The 22389-nt window shown below is 33.0% G+C and carries 22 protein-coding genes; 8 read left to right on the plus strand and 14 right to left on the minus strand.

Going from position 1 to position 22389, the window contains the following annotated elements; all coding sequences use genetic code 11:
• The 5 genes from H601_RS0109410 to H601_RS0109435 form a co-directional block, all read right to left on the minus strand.
• On the minus strand, window positions 1-378 hold the full coding sequence (locus H601_RS0109410; RefSeq protein WP_026711283.1) for a diacylglycerol kinase family protein: 378 nt from the start codon (window positions 376-378) through the stop codon (window positions 1-3).
• Window positions 379-382: 4 nt separating this feature from the next.
• Window positions 383-880, minus strand: coding sequence for a thiol peroxidase (gene tpx, locus H601_RS0109415; RefSeq protein WP_026711284.1), 498 nt, complete (start codon window positions 878-880; stop codon window positions 383-385).
• 180 nt (window positions 881-1060) lie between these two features.
• Complete coding sequence (gene nhaC, locus H601_RS0109425; protein ID WP_035655804.1) at window positions 1061-2542, minus strand: Na+/H+ antiporter NhaC; 1482 nt, start codon at window positions 2540-2542, stop codon at window positions 1061-1063.
• An 83-nt stretch (window positions 2543-2625) separates the two neighbouring features.
• Window positions 2626-4029: a T9SS type A sorting domain-containing protein gene (locus H601_RS0109430; protein WP_156900379.1), complete on the minus strand. Its 1404-nt coding sequence runs from the start codon at window positions 4027-4029 to the stop codon at window positions 2626-2628.
• A 77-nt stretch (window positions 4030-4106) separates the two neighbouring features.
• Window positions 4107-5315 (minus strand): aminotransferase class I/II-fold pyridoxal phosphate-dependent enzyme, encoded by a 1209-nt coding sequence (locus H601_RS0109435; RefSeq protein ID WP_026711287.1) that lies wholly within the window; start codon window positions 5313-5315, stop codon window positions 4107-4109.
• Between the two features lie 165 nt (window positions 5316-5480).
• Here H601_RS0109435 and H601_RS0109440 point away from each other — a divergent pair, with 165 nt between their 5' ends.
• The 3 genes from H601_RS0109440 to H601_RS0109450 all read left to right on the plus strand — a co-directional run bounded on the left by H601_RS0109440 (window position 5481) and on the right by H601_RS0109450 (window position 7576).
• Window positions 5481-5942, plus strand: coding sequence for an Lrp/AsnC family transcriptional regulator (locus H601_RS0109440; RefSeq protein ID WP_026711288.1), 462 nt, complete (start codon window positions 5481-5483; stop codon window positions 5940-5942).
• A 72-nt stretch (window positions 5943-6014) separates the two neighbouring features.
• A complete protein-coding gene (bshA, locus tag H601_RS0109445) occupies window positions 6015-7160 on the plus strand; it encodes an N-acetyl-alpha-D-glucosaminyl L-malate synthase BshA (RefSeq protein WP_026711289.1) in 1146 nt (381 codons plus the stop codon).
• Window positions 7157-7576 (plus strand): protease complex subunit PrcB family protein, encoded by a 420-nt coding sequence (locus tag H601_RS0109450; RefSeq protein ID WP_026711290.1) that lies wholly within the window; start codon window positions 7157-7159, stop codon window positions 7574-7576. Before bshA ends, H601_RS0109450 begins: the two co-directional genes overlap by 4 nt.
• 29 nt (window positions 7577-7605) lie before the next feature.
• On the opposite strand, the gene H601_RS0109455 is transcribed toward H601_RS0109450, so the two are convergent.
• From H601_RS0109455 to H601_RS0109465, 3 genes are all read right to left on the minus strand, one after another.
• Window positions 7606-8091 carry a hypothetical protein gene (locus H601_RS0109455; protein WP_026711291.1) on the minus strand — a complete coding sequence of 162 codons (486 nt, stop codon included), beginning with the start codon at window positions 8089-8091 and terminating at the stop codon, window positions 7606-7608.
• Window positions 8092-8155: 64 nt separating this feature from the next.
• Window positions 8156-8950: a hypothetical protein gene (locus tag H601_RS0109460; RefSeq protein ID WP_026711292.1), complete on the minus strand. Its 795-nt coding sequence runs from the start codon at window positions 8948-8950 to the stop codon at window positions 8156-8158.
• Window positions 8951-8998: 48 nt separating this feature from the next.
• On the minus strand, window positions 8999-9826 hold the full coding sequence (locus tag H601_RS0109465; protein WP_026711293.1) for a UDP-2,3-diacylglucosamine diphosphatase: 828 nt from the start codon (window positions 9824-9826) through the stop codon (window positions 8999-9001).
• A 161-nt stretch (window positions 9827-9987) separates the two neighbouring features.
• On the opposite strand from H601_RS0109465, the gene aroC reads away from it, so the two are divergent.
• The 3 genes from aroC to H601_RS0109480 are packed head-to-tail and all read left to right on the plus strand — an operon-like array spanning window position 9988 to window position 13693.
• Window positions 9988-11052, plus strand: coding sequence for a chorismate synthase (gene aroC / locus H601_RS0109470; protein WP_026711294.1), 1065 nt, complete (start codon window positions 9988-9990; stop codon window positions 11050-11052).
• A 1-nt stretch (window position 11053) separates the two neighbouring features.
• Complete coding sequence (locus H601_RS0109475) at window positions 11054-12322, plus strand: dicarboxylate/amino acid:cation symporter (protein WP_026711295.1); 1269 nt, start codon at window positions 11054-11056, stop codon at window positions 12320-12322.
• Between the two features lie 51 nt (window positions 12323-12373).
• A complete protein-coding gene (locus tag H601_RS0109480; protein WP_026711296.1) occupies window positions 12374-13693 on the plus strand; it encodes a T9SS type A sorting domain-containing protein in 1320 nt (439 codons plus the stop codon).
• Between the two features lie 38 nt (window positions 13694-13731).
• Here H601_RS0109480 and H601_RS16625 read toward each other — a convergent pair whose 3' ends face one another.
• Genes H601_RS16625 through H601_RS0109495 form a run of 3 tightly spaced genes read right to left on the minus strand, consistent with a single transcriptional unit; the run spans window position 13732 to window position 16517 of the window.
• The gene (locus H601_RS16625) at window positions 13732-13869 is read right to left on the minus strand and encodes a hypothetical protein (RefSeq protein WP_169628262.1); all 138 of its coding nucleotides are present in this window, start codon (window positions 13867-13869) and stop codon (window positions 13732-13734) included.
• Window positions 13870-13928: 59 nt separating this feature from the next.
• Window positions 13929-14342 carry a thiol-disulfide oxidoreductase DCC family protein gene (locus H601_RS0109490; RefSeq protein ID WP_026711297.1) on the minus strand — a complete coding sequence of 138 codons (414 nt, stop codon included), beginning with the start codon at window positions 14340-14342 and terminating at the stop codon, window positions 13929-13931.
• 3 nt (window positions 14343-14345) lie between these two features.
• Window positions 14346-16517: an endonuclease MutS2 gene (locus H601_RS0109495; protein WP_026711298.1), complete on the minus strand. Its 2172-nt coding sequence runs from the start codon at window positions 16515-16517 to the stop codon at window positions 14346-14348.
• A 109-nt stretch (window positions 16518-16626) separates the two neighbouring features.
• On the opposite strand from H601_RS0109495, the gene H601_RS0109500 reads away from it, so the two are divergent.
• Window positions 16627-17292: a uracil-DNA glycosylase gene (locus H601_RS0109500; protein ID WP_026711299.1), complete on the plus strand. Its 666-nt coding sequence runs from the start codon at window positions 16627-16629 to the stop codon at window positions 17290-17292.
• 51 nt (window positions 17293-17343) lie between these two features.
• Here H601_RS0109500 and fumC read toward each other — a convergent pair whose 3' ends face one another.
• Window positions 17344-18741 (minus strand): class II fumarate hydratase, encoded by a 1398-nt coding sequence (fumC, locus tag H601_RS0109505; RefSeq protein ID WP_026711300.1) that lies wholly within the window; start codon window positions 18739-18741, stop codon window positions 17344-17346.
• Window positions 18742-19195: 454 nt separating this feature from the next.
• Between fumC and H601_RS16630 the strand changes: the two genes are divergently transcribed.
• Window positions 19196-19363 (plus strand): hypothetical protein, encoded by a 168-nt coding sequence (locus H601_RS16630; protein WP_026711301.1) that lies wholly within the window; start codon window positions 19196-19198, stop codon window positions 19361-19363.
• A gap of 45 nt (window positions 19364-19408) precedes the next feature.
• Here the strand turns inward: H601_RS16630 and H601_RS0109515 are convergent, their stop codons facing one another.
• Both H601_RS0109515 and arsC read right to left on the minus strand, forming a co-directional pair.
• Window positions 19409-21862 (minus strand): outer membrane beta-barrel family protein, encoded by a 2454-nt coding sequence (locus tag H601_RS0109515; RefSeq protein ID WP_026711302.1) that lies wholly within the window; start codon window positions 21860-21862, stop codon window positions 19409-19411.
• A gap of 92 nt (window positions 21863-21954) precedes the next feature.
• Window positions 21955-22296, minus strand: coding sequence for an arsenate reductase (glutaredoxin) (arsC, locus tag H601_RS0109520; RefSeq protein WP_026711303.1), 342 nt, complete (start codon window positions 22294-22296; stop codon window positions 21955-21957).
• Window positions 22297-22389: the final 93 nt, after the last annotated feature.

Below are 22389 nucleotides of genomic sequence, written 5' to 3' on the forward strand. Positions count from 1 at the left end.
TTATTGAGCAATATACGGATAATAAATGATTGCACCCACTAATAAAGCTGTAACTGCAGCAAAAAATACAGCTCCGGCAGCAATGTCTTTAATAAAACCTATTTTTTCATGATAATCAGGATGGATAAAATCAGCGATTTTCTCTACAGCGGTATTTAATCCTTCAATAGCTAAAACTAAACCTACAGCTAGTGTTTGAAACAACCATTCTTCTTTTGTAATCTGAAAATAAAACCCTGCAATAGTAATCATTACAGCTAAAGAAGACTGAACCATAATACTATGTTCAGTTGTTATTAGTTTAAAAGCTCCACCAATTGCAAATTTTAAACTTTTTATTCTACCCTTAACAAATCCATTGTCTTTATTTAAGTCTATCATGTTATAAACAAGCTAAAGCGGCATCATAATTAGGTTCTTGAGCAATTTCCGGTACTTGTTCAGCGTGTAAAACTACACCGTTTTCATCTAAAACTATTACAACTCTTGAATGCAAACCGGCAAGAGGACCATCCGTAATTGTTAAACCATATTGATCACCAAAACTTCCGTTTTTGAAATCAGATAAATTTTCTACATTTTCAATACCTTCTGCACCACAAAAACGTTTTTGAGCAAATGGCAAATCTCTTGAAATACATAATACTTTGGTGTTTTGAAGGGAAGAAGCCTTTTGATTAAATGTACGAACAGAAGTTGCACAAACACCAGTATCTATACTTGGAAATATATTTAAAACTAATTTTGAACCGGCATAATCGCTTAGAGTTGTTGTTGATAAATCGGTTTTTACTAATTGAAAATCTGGTGCTTTTGAACCTTTTATAGGTAATTCTCCATTGGTATGTATCGGATTTCCTCCTAATGTAATTGTTGCCATTTTTTATTTAAATTTAGTCTTCAAAAATATAAAATATTTCCCAAATTTATGATGCTAAATAAAAAAAGGTTAATCCTCGTTTGTAAATGATTTTACAATCAATGCTATTAAAAGAGTTAAATCAAATAAATAAAGAATTAAATAATAAAAATGCTTCAAATCAATTTCAAAATATACACTTTATTTAGTAGTTAGCTGTTTGATTTTAATATTAAACGCTGCAAAAGTCAATGTCATAAACGGACTGATAATATTGAAAAATGCATACGGTAAATAGGCCCAAGTAGAAACACCCAACACTCCCGATTGGTAGGCTCCGCAAGTATTCCATGGAATTAAAACTGAAGTAACCGTTCCTGAATCTTCTAACGAACGGCTCAAGTTTTCAGGAGCTAATCCTTTATCTTGATACGCTTTAGCAAACATTTTTCCGGGTACTACTATAGCTAAATATTGATCAGAAGCAGTTAAGTTCAATGCTAAACAACTCGTAACTGTACTGGCAAACAAGCCCAATGTAGTGTGGAATAATTTTAAAAGTGAATCTGTAATTCGCGTTAAAGCTCCAATGGCTTCCATTACACCTCCAAATACCATCGCACAAAGAATTAGCCAAATGGTTCCCAACATTCCTTTCATTCCTTTTGATGAAAATAAGTCAGATAACATTTCATTGGTGGTTTCAATAGATGTTTCAACAGTTATGGCATTCATTACGCCTTTGTAACCGGATATAAAAGAAAGTTGGTTACTTCCACCGATTTTAGCGACTAATTCCGGTTGAAAAATCAAAGCGAATAAACCTCCTAAAAGTGTTCCAATTAACAAAGCAATTAAGGGTTCAGTTTTCTTTATAATGAGTAAAATTACAATTCCGGGAACTAAAAACAACCAAGGAGAAATCGTAAATGTTTCTTTGATAGAAGCCAATGTGGCAGAAGAATCACTCACACCGGAAGTGTTTTGTGCCAAACCTAAAAAGATAAAGATAATTAACGTCAACACCATTGTTGGAACGGTTGTTAACGTCATATAGCGAATGTGTGTGAATAAGTCCGTTCCAGCCATTGCCGGTGCAAGATTAGTTGTATCAGAAAGTGGAGAAAGTTTATCACCAAAATAAGCCCCTGAAATTACGGCTCCGGCTACCATTCCTAAAGGCATTCCGATGGTTGAACCTATTCCAATTAGAGCAATACCAACCGTAGCAGAAGTTGTCCACGAACTTCCGGTTGCAATTGATATTACGGAGCAAATGATTAAACAAGCCGGAAGAAAAATTGCCGGATGTAAAATTTGTAATCCGTAATAAATCATCGTTGGAATTACTCCACTTAATAACCAAGTTCCCGATAAAGCTCCTACCATCAAAAGAATTAAAATTGCTCCCGATGTAGATTTTACATTTTTGGATACATCTTCCATCATGGCGGCATACGAAACTTTATTTCTAAATCCGACCATTGCGGCAATAGCTGCACCAATAATTAAGGCAAATTGATTTGGACCGGAAGTAGCACTGTCTTCATACGCATAAACATTATAACCAAGAATTCCGATTAAAAGAAAAATCGGGAGTAGTGCTTCAAATAGTGAAAGGTTTTTATTTTCAATAAGTTGTTCGTCTTTTGGGTCGAATGGTTTAATGTCTTGACTTTCCATGAATGATGTTTAATGATGCAAGATATAAAAATTAGCTTAAATGAGAAATAAAAAATCCGACTCGTTGGAATCGGATAATATTTTTATTTTTTTATAATTTTTTGATTCTTCATTCCCCGATCTGTTTCAATCTTTACATAATAAATTCCAGACCTAAAATTACTGATGTCATAATCAGAATGGTTTGAAGAAAACACCTTCAAACATTGTCCTATAGAATTATAAACTGAAACCTTATTGATAAGTAAAGTAGTATCGGATGAAATTGAAAATGAATTAAATGTTGGATTGGGGTAAACATTCAAAGCTAGCATCTCAAAACCATCAATATTCATAGCAGGTACTTGCGTTGGAATATCACAATTATCACCAATATAAATCAAAACATTTTCATTTACATTATAGTCAGTATAGTTTAGATTATAAACTTCATAATCATCCATACAAATCGATTCTAATAAAGGTAGATTATTGAAATCAAAAGCAAAAAACAACATATCAGGATCGGAGTTAGAATTAATATTATTTCTAACATTAATTTGCGTTAAATTTTGATTGTTTTTACAAAAAAGCTGAATTACTCCTGTTTGACTGCAATTCAAATCACTTATCAATGTATCGTTGACAGATAAATACATTAGATTTAATAAACCATTACAATTTAATGAGGTTAAAGGATTATTAGAAATGTCAAAATAATTTAGATTTTGTAAATTAGATATTCCAATTTGTGAGAGATTATTTTCGGATAATATTAGAAAACGTAAAGCATTCAATCCGTTTAAGTTAATAGAAGAAATGGCATTACTAGAACCAATAACCTCTTCTAGAAATGCTAAGTTTTCAATATTTACAGAAGTTATGTTGTTGTGGTCAAATGCAGTATATTTTAACTGAGGAAGAACTGTTAAATCTAATGATGTAAAATTATTTGAGCTACAGTAAAATTGAATCAAATTTGGTGTTTCTGTTATATTTAAAGAACTAAGATTATTGCTATGAACTCGAAGTGTTTCTAGATTGTTTAAGCCGGTTAAATTTAATGAACTTATATTGTTGTAGGCACATTTTAATGTTTTTAATTGTCCTAAATTGGAAACGTTTAAATCAATTAAAAGATTATTATTAGCATTGATTTCTTCTAGGTTTGACAAGCTACTTAAATCTAAACTCGTGAGTTGATTTCCATTACAATTCAGTATTTTTAAATTTTGAAAGTTAGAAATTCCGGTTAAATCATACGTATCATTAACAGTATTTATTGGTGAGGTTGATATATTCAATTCAAAAACCAATAAAACTTCAGATACCTCAATTTGACCATTGTCATTACTATCTATTTTAATGTTTTGACCAAAACTATTCTTTGCTATTCCATTTGCTGTGTTGGCTGATAGTAATCTATTTTTGAAAATAGTATCATGAAAATCAATCACTTGAGCATTTATTGAAAGTGAAATAAACAAAAAAATAAATATTTTTTTCATAACAATGATTTTATCAAAATTACAAAAAATCCGACTCAATTGAATCGGATTTTGAAATTTTATACTTGCTGATGTTCTTAAAGTATTCCTAATTCCATCATACAAGCTTTCATCATTTGATATGTGCGTTCAATATCGTTGTCTAAACCAATTGAAAAGCGAATTAATCCGTCGGTTAAACCCATCTCTTTTTGCTCTTCTAATGGAATTTCAGATGATGTTGAAGTTCCCGGAGCACTAAATAAGGTTTTGTAAAATCCTAAACTTACAGCTAAATAACCTAGATTTCGATGTTGCATCAATTCCATTAATTGGTTTGCTTTTTCCAACGTTCCAACATCAACGGTCATCATTCCTCCAAAACCATATTCTTTGTTGATCATGTTGGTGTAAACTTCATGACTTGGATGACTTTTTAAACCGGGATAAACCACTTTTAAACCATCATTCTCAAATTTTTCAGCTAAATAGGCCGCATTATGACTATGCTGTTTCATTCGAATGTGAAGAGTTCTTAAATTCTTTAAGATACTTGCCGAACGAATACTATCCATTGTTGGTCCCAATAGCATACTTGCACCGTTATTTACATTCTTTAAATCATTGATGAATTCTTGGGTTGCACAAACAACACCGCCAACGGTATCGCTACTTCCGTTGATGAATTTAGTCAAACTGTGAATTACAACATCTGCTCCCAATTTTGCAGGAGCGACAGAAAGCGGTGAAAAAGTATTGTCAACAACCAATTTAATGTTGTATTTTTTGGCAAGTTTTGATAAAGCTTCAATGTTGGCAACTTCTAATAAAGGGTTACTTACGGTTTCACAATATAACACTTTGGTATTCTTTGTAATAGCTGCTTCAACACTATCTAATTTGGTTATATCAACAAAGTAGGTTTTAATGTTCCATTTGGGTAACATATTTTTCATAAAAGCATACGTTCCTCCATAAATGGTTCTACTTGAAACTATTTCATCACCGGCTGCACACAATTGCAAAAGAACCGGAGTTATTGCACCCATTCCGGAAGCGGCAACATTGGCACTTTCGGTACCTTCCATAGCAGCCAGAGCTTCACCAAGATAAAGATTCATGGGTGAGGAATGACGTGAATATAAATAACAACCTTCTGCATTTCCTTCAAAGGTATCAAACATCGTTTTTGCAGATAGAAAAGTATAAGTTGAACTATCTGAAATCGATGGATTAACACCACCAAATTCGCCAAAATATTGTAAATCTTGAATTTTATCAGCCGGATTAAAAGTTTCTTTATTCATAAGTATAATGTTACTATTCATTACAAAATAATGAAATAACAGTAAAATAATCAATAGTATTATATTAAATTAGATTTTATATCTATTATTTTTAATTTATATAGAAAAAAATTGTATATTTGAATTGCTTTTTAATACAAATTAGAAAATTTAATTATTTAGAAAATGGAATTTGATTTAATAGACAAAAAACTCTTGATGCTTTTGCAGGAAGACAGTAAAAAAACAACCAAAGAACTCTCAACAAAACTCAATCTTTCGGTCACGGCTGTATATGAACGAATTAAGAAATTAGAACGAGAAGGAGTGATTCACAATTATGTTGCTTTACTGAATAGAACAAAGATTAAAAAGAGTTTTGTAGTTTTTTGTCATATCAAATTGATTCAGCATACAAAAGAATATTTGAATACATTTGAACATGAAGTTACCCAATTGAAAGAAGTGTTAGAATGCTTTCATGTTAGTGGAGATTATGATTATATTCTTAAAATTTGTGTTGAAAATATGGAAGAATACAGAGAATTTATGGTAACCAAACTAACCAATTTGAAGCATATTGGCAGTACGCATAGTTCTTTTATGATATCAGAATTAAAAAATACAACTCAATTTGATTTGTTATAAACCATAATTTTAACGAATTCTTACGAATTTGCCGATTTGAAAAATGTAGATTTGTTTGTCAAAAAAAAGCACATGAAAATTGCCATTGTTTGTTATCCAACATTTGGAGGAAGTGGAGTAGTAGCCACTGAATTAGGGTTAGAATTAGCTCAACGCGGTCATGAGATTCACTTTATTACCTATAAACAGCCTGTTCGATTAGCATTACTAAATCCGAATGTACATTTTCATGAAGTGAATGTTCCGGAATATCCGTTGTTTCATTATCAACCTTATGAATTGGCTCTTTCCAGCAAGTTGGTGGACATGGTAAAACTGCATAAAATTGAATTGTTACATGTGCATTATGCAATACCGCATGCCTACGCTGGATACATGGCAAAGCAAATGTTAAAAGAAGAAGGAATCAACCTTCCAATGGTTACAACGCTTCACGGGACTGATATTACTTTGGTTGGAAAACATCCTTTTTACAAATCTGCTGTAACGTTTAGTATCAATCAATCGGATGTAGTAACTTCAGTATCAAAGAATTTGAAAGAAGATACTTTGAAACATTTTGCCATTCATAAAGAAATTGAGGTCATTCCAAATTTTATAGAGATTAATAAACCGAAACCAGAAGATGGAACTCCTTGTTATCGTTCTTTAATGGCTAAAGATAACGAACGAATTATTACACATATCAGTAATTTTAGAAAAGTAAAAAGAATTCCGGATATTATTCAGATATTTTATAAAATTCAGCAACATATTCCGGCTAAATTGATGATGGTGGGAGAGGGCCCTGAAAAAGAAAAAGCAGAATTATTGTGTGAAGAATTGGGAATTTCAAATCAAGTCATTTTTTTTGGAAACAGCAATGAGATTGATAAAATTTTGTGTTTTACCGATTTGTTTTTATTGCCATCTGAAACCGAGAGTTTTGGTTTGGCAGCATTAGAAGCCATGGCTTGTAAAGTTCCGGTTATTTCAAGTAATACCGGTGGTTTACCGGAAGTAAATAAAGATGGTTTTTCAGGTTATTTAAGTAATGTGGGTGATATAGAAAGTATGGCCAACAATGCTTTACATATATTAAAAGATGAAGATACTTTAAATCGGTTCAAAGAGCAAGCTTATGAAGTAGCCAAAGAATTTGATATTGCTGAAATTTTACCAATGTATGAATCAATTTATGAAAAAGCTTTTGCAAAATCAATAATGGAAAAAATATGAAAAAAGTAGGTTTAATGATGTTCTTGATGACATTGATTTATGGTTGTTCAACTCCCAAAACAACTGAAAATTTACCACTTTATGAAATCTTAAAGCAAGATGAGCATGAAGGAGCGGCTTTTCAATTTTATGAAATTGTAACGGAAAAGAAAGAATTTAAAATGATCCTAAATGATGTAGATTTAAAGAAAAAGGTAAAACAAGAAGATATTTTAAAAGCTAATTTTATTATCTTAAATATGGGACAGAAATCATCCGGAGGATATTATTTCACTATTGAAAACGCTGAAGAAACCAATGAAAATATCATTTTAACCATAAAGGAAAATGCACCAAAAGGAATGGCTACTAGTGTAATGACCAATCCGATGTGTGTTATAAAAATAAATTCTAAAAAGAATATCATTATTAAATAAAAAACCCTGAAAAAATCAGGGTTTATGTATTAGAATTTATATCGAACGCCAAGAGCAATATCCGGACCAAAACTATCGTTTCTGTAACCGTCACCAAAATAAATTTCTGGTCTAAAATCCAACGATAGCATCAAAGGAAAGTCAAAATGGTACTCAATTCCAATGTCCCCGGCTGCAAATAAAAATGTTCCACTATCATTAGCAGGACCTTTTTCATAATTCCAACTTCCGATTCCACCTCCGGCACCAACAAACCAATTAAATCCACCTTCAATGTTCCATACCCATTGATAAAGACCGGTAAGTTTGTATGCATCCCAATCTTTACTGTTTCTCCATCCTAAGTCAACTTCTAATCGGTTAACATCAGAAAAACCTCTTTGATATGAAATTTCACCTCCAAAACCGTCATTGTCGCCTAATCGAAGACCAATTGCATTTTTAGAAAATGTCTGAGCGTTTGCACCAATGGTACATAGAACTAAAAATAATGTTGATAAAACTACTTTTTTCATGGTTTATAAATTTAAATTATTACAAATTTAACGCTTCTAAAAGCAAATTCGTATAATTTAAAATTTAATTAACGATATAGGTGGTTAAAAATTCTTTTTGGGTTTGGGTTGCAGATTGTGGTATTGGTAAATCAAAATCATCCGGATTAATAGCTAAGTTATAACTAATCACGTTTTCAGCATATACCATTCCAATTTCTTTTGCATAATATTGATTGGCTGTAACAACATCTTGTGTATTTAATATTGTAACACTTAAAGGAATTGGGCTACCTGGAATTGTTATTACCGCAACTACTTTCAATGCAATTGTGAATTTTACTTTTTTTACATCAGTATAAACTTCACCTCTTGTAGTAGTAAATGTTGGTAGTGATTCAACACCAACAGTTTTAAGTGTATAATCAATTGTTACGGGTATTCCGTCAAAATCTTGATCAATAGTACCGGTTTTGGTAGCAAGCGTTTCGTTTGAAGTTGCATTTTCTTTCAAAATAACAAAATCATCTAACTGAAACTCAAATGGAGCAGATAAACCTAAATCAAACGTAATGGCTCCGGATAAAAGCACTTTATTATCGTTTTTACGTAATCCATTGTTATTTAAAAATGTACAATACATTCCGGTTGGAGTAGTTTCAGTCAACATTTTTTTATACGTTTTGCCATTGATGGTAACGTCATCACCAACCGTTAGAACATCTGTTTGTACTGTTTCGCCTTCCACTTCATAGTTCCAGCTATTACCTGATGTTAATGGATAATAATTAACTGCTGTAGTTCCACTTGAATCATCATCAGAGGAACAAGAAACACTTGCAATAGCCAGCCATAAAAAAGCTACTAATTTGTTTTTCATAATTGTTTATTAGTTATTAGTTTAGAAAACAAATTAAAGAAAAAAAAATTACTTTTTGGCAAAAATTAATGAAGCCACTAATTGCTCACTTAATTTTGTTTCTAATTCAAAATAATCTTCTTCAACCATATTGGTATCTTTGTCATATCGGTAGAGTTTCCATCTTTTTTTATGGTATTCTAATGCAGTTAGATTTTCAACCCAATCGCCTGAATTCAAATAGAATGTAGTTCCTTTTTTATTGACTTTTCGTATTAATTTTGGTTCGTGAATATGACCACAAATTACATAATGATACCCATTTTCAATTGCCAATTCTGCTGCAGTTGTTTCAAAATCTGAAATGAATTTGACCGCTTTTTTTACATTTTGCTTTATCTTTTTTGAAAATGAATACGGTTCTTTTCCTGCTTTTTGCAATAAGTAATTGATAAATCGATTTGCCAATATCAATAAATCATAACCAATTCCGCCCAATTTAGCTATCCATTTGGCATGTTGAACAGATGAGTCAAATACATCTCCATGAAAAAACCACGCTTTTTTGCCATCCAATTCTAAAACCAATTTATCCAAAATAGAAAAATTTCCAATTGATACATCACTAAATTTGCGTAACATTTCATCATGATTCCCAGTCAAATAGTAGACTTCTGTTCCTTTTGAAGCCAAATCAATGATTTTTTTTATCACCTTTAAATGTGATTTTGGAAAGTAGGATTTACGGAATTGCCAAATATCAATAATATCTCCGTTAAGAATTAAAATTTTTGGTTTAATGTGGGATAAGTAAGCATACAATTCTTTGGCATGACAACCAAATGTTCCTAGATGTACATCGGAAATAACAACTAAATCAACTTTTCGCTTTTTCAACATTGAATGAAGGTTTTGCAAATGAAATAAGATTTCTACAATTAAAGTTTATGGTAAGGTTAATTGAAATTGCTTGATTGTTATGAATTTGTGAATTCAATTTTAATGATAACTTCAAAAGTTGAATGAAAAAGCTTATTTTTGTTGAAAAACTTATTTATATGGCCGGAAATAGTTTCGGAAAACTTTTGATTTTAACCACTTTTGGTGAATCACACGGTGAAGCCATTGGCGGTATTTTAGAGGGTTGTCCTGCCGGAATTAATCTCAATTTTGATTCTATTCAAAACGAATTAGACAGAAGAAAACCAGGACAGTCAGCCATTGTTACACAACGAAAAGAGTCAGATGAAGTTCAGTTTTTATCCGGCATTTTTGAAGGTAAAACGACGGGAGCTCCAATTGGCTTTATGATTCCAAATGCAAATCAAAAGTCAACCGATTATGCTCATTTGGCAACCGCTTTTCGTCCAAGTCATGCCGATTTTACTTATGAAAAAAAATATGGTCATCGCGATTATAGAGGTGGTGGTAGAAGTTCTGCACGTGAAACGGCCAGTAGAGTAGTTGGAGGAGCCATTGCAAAACAAATTATTAAAGAGGTTAAAATCAATGCATTTGTTTCTTCTGTTGGCTCAATTTTTATTAATAAACCCTATCAAGCCTTAGACTTTTCTCAAATTGAATCAAATCCTGTTCGATGTCCTGATGCGGAAACCGCTCAAAAAATGGAAGAATTAATTCGTTCCATTCGCAAAGAAGGGGATACGATTGGTGGAACCATTACATGTGTAATTCAAAATGTACCGATTGGTTGGGGTGAACCGGTTTTTGACAAATTACATGCACAACTGGGAAAAGCAATGCTTTCCATAAACGCAGTAAAAGGTTTTGAATTCGGAAGTGGTTTTTGTGGTGCACAAATGAAAGGGAGTGAACACAATGATTTGATTCAACCCGATGGAACAACTTCCACTAACTTATCAGGCGGAATTCAAGGTGGAATTTCTAATGGTATGGATATTTATTTTAGAGTTGCATTCAAACCGGTTGCAACCATTATGCAAACACAAACAACCATTAATCATGAAGGAGAAGTGGTTTCCATTGAAGGTAAAGGACGACATGACCCATGTGTTGTCCCGAGAGCAGTTCCTATTGTGGAAGCAATGGCAGCCTTAGTGTTAGCCGATTTTTATTTACTTCAAAACAGTTATCAAAAATAATATGAAATTAGCCTTACATTGGAAAATATTAATCGGAATGGTTTTCGGATTAGTTTTCGGTTTTATCATGAAAAATTTAGAGTTAAAAGGCATTGTTGTCGATTGGATTAAACCTTTCGGTACAATCTTTATAAACTTGTTAAAAATGATAGCGGTACCTTTAATTGTAGTCTCGCTTATTGTTGGATTATCAGATTTAAAAGATATTTCAAAACTTTCAAAACTAGGCTTACGAACCGTAGTTTTATATTTGATAACAACGGTTACTGCTGTTAGTATTGGTTTGGTTTTAGCTAATGTCATACAACCAGGAAATTACATAAATGAAGCTTCACGAAACAGTTTGCTAGAAAATTTTGCAGGCGATGCCGCTCAAAAAATTGAATTAGCCGACAAAGCTAAAAATAGTGGACCTCTACAGCCTTTGGTTGATGTAGTTCCCGAAAATTTTTTCAGAGCTATGACCGATAATGCTTCTATGTTGCAAGTGATTTTATTTGTTATTTTAATAGGAATCGGTTTGATTTTAATAGAGGAACAAAAAGCTAAACCGGTAGTTGATTTTTTTAAAGGTTTAAATGATGTCATTTTAAAAATAATCGACATTATTATGTTAGGAGCACCCATCGGCGTTTTTGCTTTAATGTCTGCTTTAATGGTTGAAATTCCTGATTTTTCAACTTTAAATGCTCTATTGGTGTATGCATTAACCGTAGTGTTAGGTTTACTGATTATGGTATTTGTTTTCTATCCTACAATGTTAATTGTATTGGCAAAATATTCTCCAGTAAAATTCTTTAAAGCGATATCTCCTGCTCAATTGTTAGCTTTTTCTACTAGTTCAAGTGCAGCAACATTACCCGTTACGATGGAACGAGTTACAGAACATGTTGGAGTAGATGAAGAAGTGTCAAGTTTTGTTTTACCACTTGGTGCTACCGTTAATATGGATGGAACCAGTTTATATCAATCTGTAGCCGCCGTATTTATCGCTCAAGCCATGGGAATTCCATTGGATTTACCAACGCAATTGATGATAGTTGTAACGGCAACTTTGGCTTCTATTGGTTCGGCAGCTGTTCCTAGTGCGGGAATGGTAATGCTAGTAATTGTATTAGGTCAAGCGGGAATTCCCGAAGCAGGATTGGCACTTATTTTTGCTATTGATCGTCCTTTGGATATGTGTAGAACAGTGGTAAATGTAACCAGCGATGCTGCCGTTTCAACGGTTGTGGCAAAATCAGTTAATAAATTAACGATTAAAAATTAAGTCACTAAAAAAAATTTAGTATATTCGTATCGATTTTAAAATTAACTATTTATGAAAAAACTATTACTATTTTCTTTGCTAACTACTTTTACGGTTAGTGCTCAATTCTGGACTGAAAAAGCTACTTCATTTACTGCGGCTAGCAGAGGTGTTAGAAGTGTTTCGATGCCGGATGATAACGTAACTTGGATTATTGCATATGATGGTTCAGCTTCTGATGTACAAACAATTAAAGAATATGCAAAAACATCTAATGGAGGAAATAATTGGACTTCAGCTTCTTTTACTTTAACAAGTGGAGCCGGTTCATTGGCATTATCATGTATTACTTCGGTAGATATTAATACGGCTTGGGTAGCTGCACATCCCACATCTTCAGCTGCTGGTGGAATTTGGAAAACTACAAATGGAGGTTCTACATGGGCAAAGCAAACTACTGCACTTTTTAATAATTCTGCGGCGTTCGCTAATGTTGTTCATTTTTGGGATGCTAACAATGGTGTTTGTCAAGGAGACCCTGTAGGTGGTTATTATGAAATTTATACAACCAATAATGGTGGAACAACTTGGACACGCGTTCCAAGTGCGAATATTCCTGCTCCTGCAGATGCCGGCGAATATGGCTATGTAAATAATTATGCTGTTATTGGCGATACGATTTGGTTTGGAACTAATTATGGTAGAATTTTTCGTTCTTCTGATAGAGGTTTAAATTGGGTAGCATTCCAATCACCATTAAATGATTTTGGTGGTCAATCAGAAAACGGAAGTTATACTTTCTCATCTACAACTAAAGGTTTGTTAAGTTCTAATGCCGGACAATTATGGTCAACTAATGATGGCGGTGAAAACTGGACACCGGTATCTTTCTCCGGACCTTTTTACTTAGCTGATTTAGCATACGTACCGGGAACTTCTAATGTAGTTTCTACCGGTTCAGCAACTAATAATTCCGGTTCATCTTATAGTACTAATGATGGTTTAACTTGGACAGGTATTGACAACAATGTGCAACATACTATTTGTAGATTTAGAAATACAACTATTGGATTTTCAGGAGGTTTCTCTCAAAATGCAACAACCGGTGGTATCTTCAAATATACAGGAAATGTATTAAGCTTACCAAAATCATCTGAATTGGATTTTTCTGTTTTTCCAAATCCTGCTTCAAATAATTTGACAATTAGTCATAATAGTGCATTGATTTCTAATGTTCAATTAGTTGATGTAAACGGAAGAGTAGTGAAGTCAATAGATTTTGATGGAGTTGCTGAAGCTCAAGTTTCCATCAGTGAATTAAACTCAGGAATGTACATTGTAAACATTACTTCAGCTGAAGGTGTTGCAACAAAAAAGATTGTGAAAAACTAATTTAATTTTCACTGCATAAAAAAAGACTAAGTTTTTGCTTAGTCTTTTTTGTTTTTACCGTTATTCATCATAAGCATTAATGCTCCAACCAAACCAATAATGACAAGTGCAAATACACCAATCATAATAATGGCACCATTGTCCCAAGAATACAAAGCAATCGTTGATAGTTTCATTCCAAAAAGATTTATGAAGCAAATTTACTTTTTGTAAAACCAAAAAAATATGACTTTTATCAGTTCAGAAATTTTTTCATCAATTCAGGTGAAGGAAGCATGCATTGATCTTTTTTGCCATACCATTTATAGCGATTGCTTGCTACATAATCATAAATGAAATTTCCTAATTTTCCGGTAAAGGATAAATAACCAATAATCTTATGCCAACTATTCAATTCTTTGGCAATTTGCATGGCGGCTTCTGCTTTCACATAATAGGCTTCACCCGGCACATAAAGAATTATACTATCTAGATTGTGATTTGAAACTCCAATGTATTCGCTTATTTGTTGACCAATTTCAGATTGCAAGGAAGTGAATCTAAAAACATCTTTATGGTCATGTTTAATGATAAACTGAACGGAAGATTCGCATAAATTGCAAACTCCATCAAAAAGAATAATTTTTTTATTTTCAGGTAAATTCAACATTTTTTATTTCTTTGATTCAACCCATTCTAAAGCATCAAGACTTACTTTTGAGGTAAATAAACCATAATTAACCGTGGCTTTATTTTTTTCAATGCTATCTAACGTACCAACCGCTTTTCCATCAATCATTCGCACTCGGTCGCCAATTTTCAAGACGATTTTTGGTTTTTCTGTTTCGGCTTTAATGGCTTTTAATTTTTTTTCTTTTTTATCTGTTCTGATTTCTTCAACTTTTTCTTGAACTTCTTTGAGAACTTCTTTCTGCTTTTTTACTTCAATCGATTGTTCTTTTGCTGAACTCTTTTTCCGTTTGGAATTTTCAATTTCTACAATTTTTAAAAGTTCACCTATCAATACTTTTTTGTCTTTGTTTTGAAAATACTTTGATGATAAATCATCGATTTTCTGACCTAAATAAATCAACCGTTGATTGGCGTCGTATAGTTCTTGATAACGCTCTAGTTTATCTTGAATTTTTGCATTAATCGTCTCCATTCGTTTGCTTTCTTCACGAGCTTTTGATTCTTCTTCTTTCAAATTCAACGAAGTTTTTTCTAACTTTGAACGTTCTTTTTGAAGCGTTGCAATAGTTTGGTCAAAACGAATTTTGCCTTTTTCAATTTTCTTTTTAGCTCTATTAATGAGTCCGTAGGGTATTCCGTTTTTCTGAGCCACTTCAAACGTAAATGAACTTCCGGCTTGACCTAAAACCAATTTATACATGGGCTCTAATGATTTTTCATCAAAAAGCATGTTAGCATTGGAAGCAAATGGCAATTCGTTGGCAAGTATTTTTAAATTGGTATAATGAGTGGTAATGATTCCAAAAGCTTCACGATGATAAAATTCTTCTAAAAAAGTTTCTGCTAAAGCACCACCTAATTCAGGGTCGGAACCCGTTCCAAATTCATCAATTAAAAATAAGGTTTTGGCATTGCACTTTTTCAAAAAATGATTCATGTTTTTGAGTCGGTAACTATACGTACTCAAATGATTTTCAATGGATTGATTGTCGCCAATATCCGTGAGTATTCGATCAAACAAAAAGGTTTCACTACGTTCATGTACCGGAATTAACATCCCCGATTGAAGCATCAATTGTAACAAACCAACCGTTTTTAATGAAATGGTTTTTCCACCTGCATTTGGTCCGGAAATCACAATAATTCGATTAGTATTATCCAATTCAATGGTCTGTGGATAAGTTGTTTCTCCTTTGTTTTTATTGTTCAAATATAAAATAGGATGGAAGGCATCCCTAAAAAACATTCTTTTTTCTTCCACAATAGTAGGAAGAATGGCATTAATTTTTAAGGCATATTTCGCTTTTGCAGCAATCACATCAATGTCGCTTAAAAATTCTTGATAGTCAATCAATAACTCTTTGAATGGTCGAATATCATTGGTGAGCTTTTTTAAGATGCGAACAATCTCCTCACGCTCCTCATATTCTAAATTACTCAATTCTCTCGAATAACGAAACGTAGCTTCAGGTTCAATGTAAGCGATACTACCGGTTTTGGAACTGCCCAAAATACTACCTTTCACTTTTTTGCGATACATCGCTAAAACCGCTAAAACACGTCGGTTTTCAACAAAACTCTCTTTGATTTCGTCCAAGTAACCAAGACTGTTATATTGGCTCATGGCCATCCCAAAACTTTGGTTCACTTTACCTCTCACCACACTAATATCACGGCGAATATTAATTAAATCCGGCGAAGCATTGTCTTTAATTTCACCATATTTATCAATCACTTCATCTACTTTTTGAATGATAAATTTAGTAAATTCAATTGTAGAAGATTTTTGAAATAAGGTGGGATAATAATCGTGAAATTTCTTCAAAAACAGCAACATTGTGTTGACCGTTTCAGACAAATTGGCAATTTTTCTAAAACTACCTACTTCTAAGAAACTGTTTTCAATTCCGATGAATTTGATTTCATGAGCAATACTGTCAAAACCGTGATTAGGCAATGCATTATTATTGGAAAAAGAAGATAAATACTCGGATGTTTGTTGCAATCCATCCATCAACACATTTTTATCTTTATAAGGTGTAATGGATAATGCTTTTTCTTTTCCCAGTTCGGTGTTACAACGGTCAGAAACCGTTTGTAATATGGTGGCAAATTCTAAATCCTTCAGGGTTTTATCTGAAATAGAAATCATGTAGTGTAGCAATTTTACGCAAATTTACGCATTATTTTGATTGTTTCCCTTTTTATGAAAAGTATATGAATTGTTTAGGATTATGTACATTTGTAGTATAGACTATTGTATGGAAAAATTCATCCCAACTGATTGGTATTCTTTTTTGGAGTCGACTTTACAGCAAACCTATTTTCAAAATTTATCAGATTTTGTAGAGAAGGAATATGTGTCATTTCGCTGTTATCCTCCTAAAGAAATGATTTTTTCAGCTTTTAAGTATTTTCCACCTTCTGAAACGAAAGTGGTTATCATTGGTCAAGATCCTTATCACGGTCACGGACAAGCCAATGGGTTGTGTTTTTCAGTGAATGACGGTATGGCTTTCCCTCCATCTTTACAAAACATTTTCAAAGAATTAGAACGCGATTTAGACATTCCAATTGCGATTTCCGGAAATTTAGAACGTTGGGCTGAACAGGGTGTTTTGCTATTAAATGCCACATTAACCGTTAGAGAAAATCTTGCCGGAAGCCATCAAGGGAAAGGATGGGAAACTTTTACAAATTATGTTATTAAGGAATTATCCAATCAAAATGAACAATTAATATTTATTTTATGGGGAAATTATGCTCAACAAAAAACAAAGTTTATTGATGAAAAAAAGCATATTATTCTGAAAAGTGGTCACCCATCACCGTTAAGTGCAAATAGGGGATTATGGTTTGGAAATGGTCATTTTGGTAAAGTAAATGAGTTGTTAAGGAAGCAAAGTAAAACCACAATTGATTGGTAAAAAAAAGACTTGTGCATAAACACAAGTCTTAAAATTTTGAAAAAATAAAGTTTATTTCAAACTTCCCACCATATCTTCCGGCTTCACCCAAGCATCAAAATCTTCCGGGGTAACATATCCTAATCGAACAGCTTCTTCTTTTAAAGTTGTCCCGTTTTTATGAGCTGTTTGAGCAATCTCAGCCGCTTTATAATATCCAATTTTAGTGTTTAGAGCCGTTACTAACATCAATGAATTATCAACCAATTCCTTGATTCTTCCATAATTTGGTTCGATTCCTTGTGCACAATGTTCGTCAAACGAAACACAAGCATCACCAATTAATATAGCGGATTGCAAGAAATTTGCAGCCATCACCGGTTTGAACACATTTAATTCATAATGACCTTGCGTACCACCAACTGTGATTGCTACATCATTACCCATTACTTGAGCACAAACCATCGTTAAGGCTTCACATTGCGTTGGATTTACTTTTCCTGGCATAATAGAAGAACCAGGTTCATTTTCAGGAATCAAAATTTCACCAATTCCGGAACGTGGTCCTGAGGCCATCATTCGGATATCGTTAGCAATTTTGTTTAATGAAACGGCTAGCATTTTTAAAGCTCCGTGAGTTTCAACAATAGCATCATGAGCGGCTAACGCTTCAAATTTATTTTCAGCGGTTACAAAAGGTAATCCGGTGAACTCAGCTATGTAGTTGGCTACTGTTACATCGTAACCGTTAGGGGTGTTTAAACCGGTTCCAACCGCTGTTCCTCCTAAAGCTAATTCTGATAAATGAGCTAATGAATTGTTCAACGCTTTTAAACCATGATCCAATTGCGAAACATATCCAGAAAATTCCTGACCTAGGGTTAGGGGAGTGGCATCCATCAAGTGAGTACGTCCAATTTTTACCACATTCATATACGCATCAGATTTTGCTTTGAATGTATTACGTAATTGCGTAACACCCGGAATTGTTTTCTCAATAACCGCTTTGTAACAAGCAATATGCATTCCGGTAGGGAAGGTATCATTGGAAGATTGTGATTTATTTACATCATCATTTGCTTTTACAAGTTGCTCACCTTCGCCAATGTTGAATCCGGCTAACACTTGTGATCTGTTGGCAATTACTTCGTTCACATTCATGTTACTTTGTGTGCCCGAACCCGTTTGCCAAATCACTAACGGAAATTGATCATCTAATTTTCCGGCTAAGATTTCGTCGCAAACAGTTGCTATTGCATCTCTTTTTTCAATCGATAAAACGCCTAAATGATGATTGGCATAAGCCGCTGCTTTTTTTAAGTAAGCAAAGCCTTCAATAATTTCTTTTGGCATAGAGGCGGATGGCCCAATTTTAAAATTGTTGCGAGAACGCTCTGTTTGTGCTCCCCAATATTTATCGGCGGGTACTTTTACTTCGCCCATGGTGTCTTTTTCAATACGATAATTCATGGTTATGTATATTTATAATTTAATTTGTTTTTTATTGAACACAGATTTTTACAACTTTAAAATCTGTAAATATTATATGTTATTTTTTAAACCCGTAACTAAAAAATGGAACACGGATTCCGATAGCTATCGGAACGGATTTTGACAGCTTCGTTGTAATGGATTTTCACGGATTTGTATCATATTCTTCATCATTCATTACCAATTCTTTATCCACAATCATGGAAACCGTTTACGGATAACCAATAACCAACAACTGATAACCGATAACCGACAACCGACAACCGACAACCGACAAGCAATAACCGACAACCGACAACCGACAACCGACAACCAATAACCGACCACAAATTTACTTATTAACATTCCTATTTTAAAATATTTTTGAATTTATCTTGATAAAATGATATAGTTAAATTACATTTGTAATTGAATTCGATAAATTCCGGAAAACATGTTTGAATTTCAACAGTATTTAGGCTTTTTACTTTTCTTAACCATTTTAACCATTGGTTTTTGGTTAATGATTTTCTTGGTTGGTTTTGTTCACTATTGGTTGGGCGGAGCAATCATGGAATTAATCAAAGAGAGAAAGGCTAAAAAAGAAGAACAAATCTCTTAACCATATTGATTTGTAAAAAAAAGGGATGCGATTGCATCCCTTTTTTTATGGTCTTCCCATAAACTCACCATCATCTCCATTTTCTCTTCTTTGATTTTTCTCTCTTTCGTTTTTCTGCTTATTGAAACGATAAGTAAAGGTAAGATTGATTTGTCTTACTCGCCATTGCATTTCACTATAGGATTGTACTTGAGGTAAATTCACTTCAGAAATTCTTTTTCTGGAATTAAACACATCACTTACGTTTAACGCTATTGTTCCTTTATCTTTTAAAATATCTTTGCTAAAGGCCAAGTTGGCACTTAAAACACCTAAACTTCTTCCTTGAGCGTTGTTTTGTGGAGCATTGTAGGTGGCATTGGTTTGCCAATCGATTTTGTAAGGCAACGTGATTTTAGAATTGATTCTAGCAAACCAACTCGTTGCTACATTATCCAAATCAATAACTACATCATTACCTAAGAAGTTAGTATAGTTATATTCGCCTTGGGTTTCATTTCTAAAGAAATTAAAATTACCGTTCAATCGCCACCATTTATATGGAGAGTAATTCAAGGTGAATTCAAAACCCATTCTATATTCGGTCGCTAAGTTAATTGGACCGCTCAAAATTTGTGGAACGCCGTCAATTATTACTCCGGATTCTCTTCTTATAAATTGAAATACATCTTCCGTTTTGTTAACGTAAGCAGACGTATTAAATGTTAATTTATCCCATCTTTTCAAATACCCCAAATCAATGGCATGTGTTAAAGCAGGATCCAAATCCGGATTTCCTCTAAAAATATTGATATTACTGGATAAATTAGCTGTTGGATTTAAAAATCTTCCTCTCGGACGTTGAATTCTTCTGCTGTAACTTAAAGTAACATTGCTTTTGTCTGATATTTCATAAGCAAAAAAGGCACTTGGAAAAAAGTTGTTGTACTTTTTAGTATTAAAATTATCATCCGAAATAACATTTACACCAATATTAGAATCTTCCCAACGCAATCCAAATAAATAAGAAAATTTATTAATCTTAGAACCAAATTGAGTGTATAAAGCATTTACATATTCCTTGTATTCAAATAGATTTGAAAATAAAGGGTCAATTTCAAATTGATTGTTCGTTTCGTTAAATGTTTCTACTTGAAAATCAGTAAGAATTTTGGTAAAATCTCCACGGTATCCGGCTTCAAAACGACTATTTTTTCCCAATGGTAATACATAGTCGGTTTGAATTAAGTTTCGAGTTTGTCTTTGAGCATTAAATGTAGTCTGATCAATGTCATCTTCAATCAATGCATCTTCGTTATCTTTATTGGTTGATGCAGAAAAATCAACGGTTAGTTTGTGCCCGTCTTTTTGGAAGTTTTTTACATAATTAGAAGAAAACTCAATATTTTCCCCATTGCTGATTTGGTTATTAAAACGTCTTCTTGTACCCGTTGGATTTCTATCAGCATCAAAGTTAAAGAAAAGTACTTCATCCGGATTTGAACCATTGTCATTGCGATAAGAAAAGGTATTTGTCCATGAGGATGATTTATCTAAAATCCATTCCGCACCAAAACTTCCGTTAAAAGCATCTCTGATACGATTATTTTCTCGTCGCTCGTTTTGATAACGAATAATTTCTCCTGTTTCAGGATTTAAAATTTTTGAATCGGTTTTTGAATTTCCTGGACTATTACGATCACTCCAACCCAAAGTAGAAAATAAATTGAATTGCTCAGATTTATAATTAATATTTCCCGTTAAACCATAATTTCTTGGGTCCCCAACAGTACCTGTAATTACACCATTAAAGCCTTGATTCTTACCTTTTTTCAAAATGATATTGATAATTCCACCTCCACCTTCTGCATCATAACGAGCCGATGGATTGGTAATCACTTCTACTTTATCAATAGCATCAGCCGGAATTAAACGCAAAGCATCAGTTACATTAATCGCATTTGATGGACGACCGTCAATCAAAATGCGTACGTTTTCATTTCCACGTAAACTTACATTTCCTTCTACATCAACAGATACTGAAGGAACGTTATCCAACACATCACTTACGGTTCCACCTTTCACCATCATGTCTTGACCAACGTTATAAACGCGTTTGTCAAGCTTAATTTCAACAGTTGAACGTTCTGCTCTTAACTCTACACCATCCAATTGTGTAGATTCGTCTTCTAACGTAATAGTACCAAAATTTGTATCTGCTTGTAAAGCACGTCCTTTATATTCAATCGTTTTGAAGGATATAAATTCAAATCGAACGTTATAATTTCCAGCAAACGTCTCAATGCTGAATTCACCCTTGCTATCTGTAATTCCTCCGGTTACCATTTCAGGATTTCTAACACTTTGCAATACAATAGTGGCATACTCTAACGGTTGAGAAGTAGATTTGTCAATTACTTTTCCTGAAACTTTAATTTTTTTAGGTTCAGGACGTTGAGCTAAAGCATCAATTGAGAGTGTTAAAAATAAGATAAGTAATAAGTTGATTGATTTTTTCATAGATTTATTTTAATGTAAAATAAGATTGCAAAAATAGACGTAGGTTTAATCTTAAAATCACAAACCTTTGTTAAAAGATGAATGGAATTATTCTAAATAATATCAATAATTTGTTGTGGAGGTCGACCTATAATTGCTTTATTATCGGTAACTACAATAGGTCGTTCCATTAAAATAGGATGGGCTGCTATCGCTTTTAAAATTTCATTATCAGATAGGTTTTGATTTTTATATTGCTCGATCCAAAGTTTTTCTTTCTGTCGAACGATTTGAATGGGGCGAATGTTCAGTTTCTGGATTAATTCATTTAATTCTTCTTCATTTAAAGGATGTTCCAAATATTTAATCACTTCAAAATCTTTTCCGGATGCTTCCAAAAGTGCAATTCCATCTCTTGATTTTCCACATCGCGAATTATGTAATATTCGAATCATTAGCTTTTTTTTGGCAAAGTAAAATCATTGAAACGCATTTTTAGTTAAAAAAAATGTAACTTATTCTTAAAGAATTAACTTATATTTGAAAAT

The sequence above is a fragment of the Flavobacterium filum DSM 17961 genome (assembly GCF_000425465.1).
Taxonomy (GTDB): Bacteria; Bacteroidota; Bacteroidia; order Flavobacteriales; family Flavobacteriaceae; genus Flavobacterium; species Flavobacterium filum.

Coding starts and splice junctions, on each gene's coding strand:
- tpx (WP_026711284.1), bottom strand. CDS start 880: ATGGCAACAATTACATTAGGAGGAAATCCGATACATACCAATGGAGAA.
- nhaC (WP_035655804.1), bottom strand. CDS start 2,542: ATGGAAAGTCAAGACATTAAACCATTCGACCCAAAAGACGAACAACTT.
- H601_RS0109430 (WP_156900379.1), bottom strand. CDS start 4,029: ATGAAAAAAATATTTATTTTTTTGTTTATTTCACTTTCAATAAATGCT.
- H601_RS0109435 (WP_026711287.1), bottom strand. CDS start 5,315: ATGAATAAAGAAACTTTTAATCCGGCTGATAAAATTCAAGATTTACAA.
- H601_RS0109440 (WP_026711288.1), top strand. CDS start 5,481: ATGGAATTTGATTTAATAGACAAAAAACTCTTGATGCTTTTGCAGGAA.
- bshA (WP_026711289.1), top strand. CDS start 6,015: ATGAAAATTGCCATTGTTTGTTATCCAACATTTGGAGGAAGTGGAGTA.
- H601_RS0109450 (WP_026711290.1), top strand. CDS start 7,157: ATGAAAAAAGTAGGTTTAATGATGTTCTTGATGACATTGATTTATGGT.
- H601_RS0109455 (WP_026711291.1), bottom strand. CDS start 8,091: ATGAAAAAAGTAGTTTTATCAACATTATTTTTAGTTCTATGTACCATT.
- H601_RS0109460 (WP_026711292.1), bottom strand. CDS start 8,950: ATGAAAAACAAATTAGTAGCTTTTTTATGGCTGGCTATTGCAAGTGTT.
- aroC (WP_026711294.1), top strand. CDS start 9,988: ATGGCCGGAAATAGTTTCGGAAAACTTTTGATTTTAACCACTTTTGGT.
- H601_RS0109475 (WP_026711295.1), top strand. CDS start 11,054: ATGAAATTAGCCTTACATTGGAAAATATTAATCGGAATGGTTTTCGGA.
- H601_RS0109480 (WP_026711296.1), top strand. CDS start 12,374: ATGAAAAAACTATTACTATTTTCTTTGCTAACTACTTTTACGGTTAGT.
- H601_RS16625 (WP_169628262.1), bottom strand. CDS start 13,869: ATGAAACTATCAACGATTGCTTTGTATTCTTGGGACAATGGTGCCATT.
- H601_RS0109490 (WP_026711297.1), bottom strand. CDS start 14,342: ATGTTGAATTTACCTGAAAATAAAAAAATTATTCTTTTTGATGGAGTT.
- H601_RS0109495 (WP_026711298.1), bottom strand. CDS start 16,517: ATGATTTCTATTTCAGATAAAACCCTGAAGGATTTAGAATTTGCCACC.
- H601_RS0109500 (WP_026711299.1), top strand. CDS start 16,627: ATGGAAAAATTCATCCCAACTGATTGGTATTCTTTTTTGGAGTCGACT.
- fumC (WP_026711300.1), bottom strand. CDS start 18,741: ATGAATTATCGTATTGAAAAAGACACCATGGGCGAAGTAAAAGTACCC.
- H601_RS16630 (WP_026711301.1), top strand. CDS start 19,196: ATGTTTGAATTTCAACAGTATTTAGGCTTTTTACTTTTCTTAACCATT.
- H601_RS0109515 (WP_026711302.1), bottom strand. CDS start 21,862: ATGAAAAAATCAATCAACTTATTACTTATCTTATTTTTAACACTCTCA.
- arsC (WP_026711303.1), bottom strand. CDS start 22,296: ATGATTCGAATATTACATAATTCGCGATGTGGAAAATCAAGAGATGGA.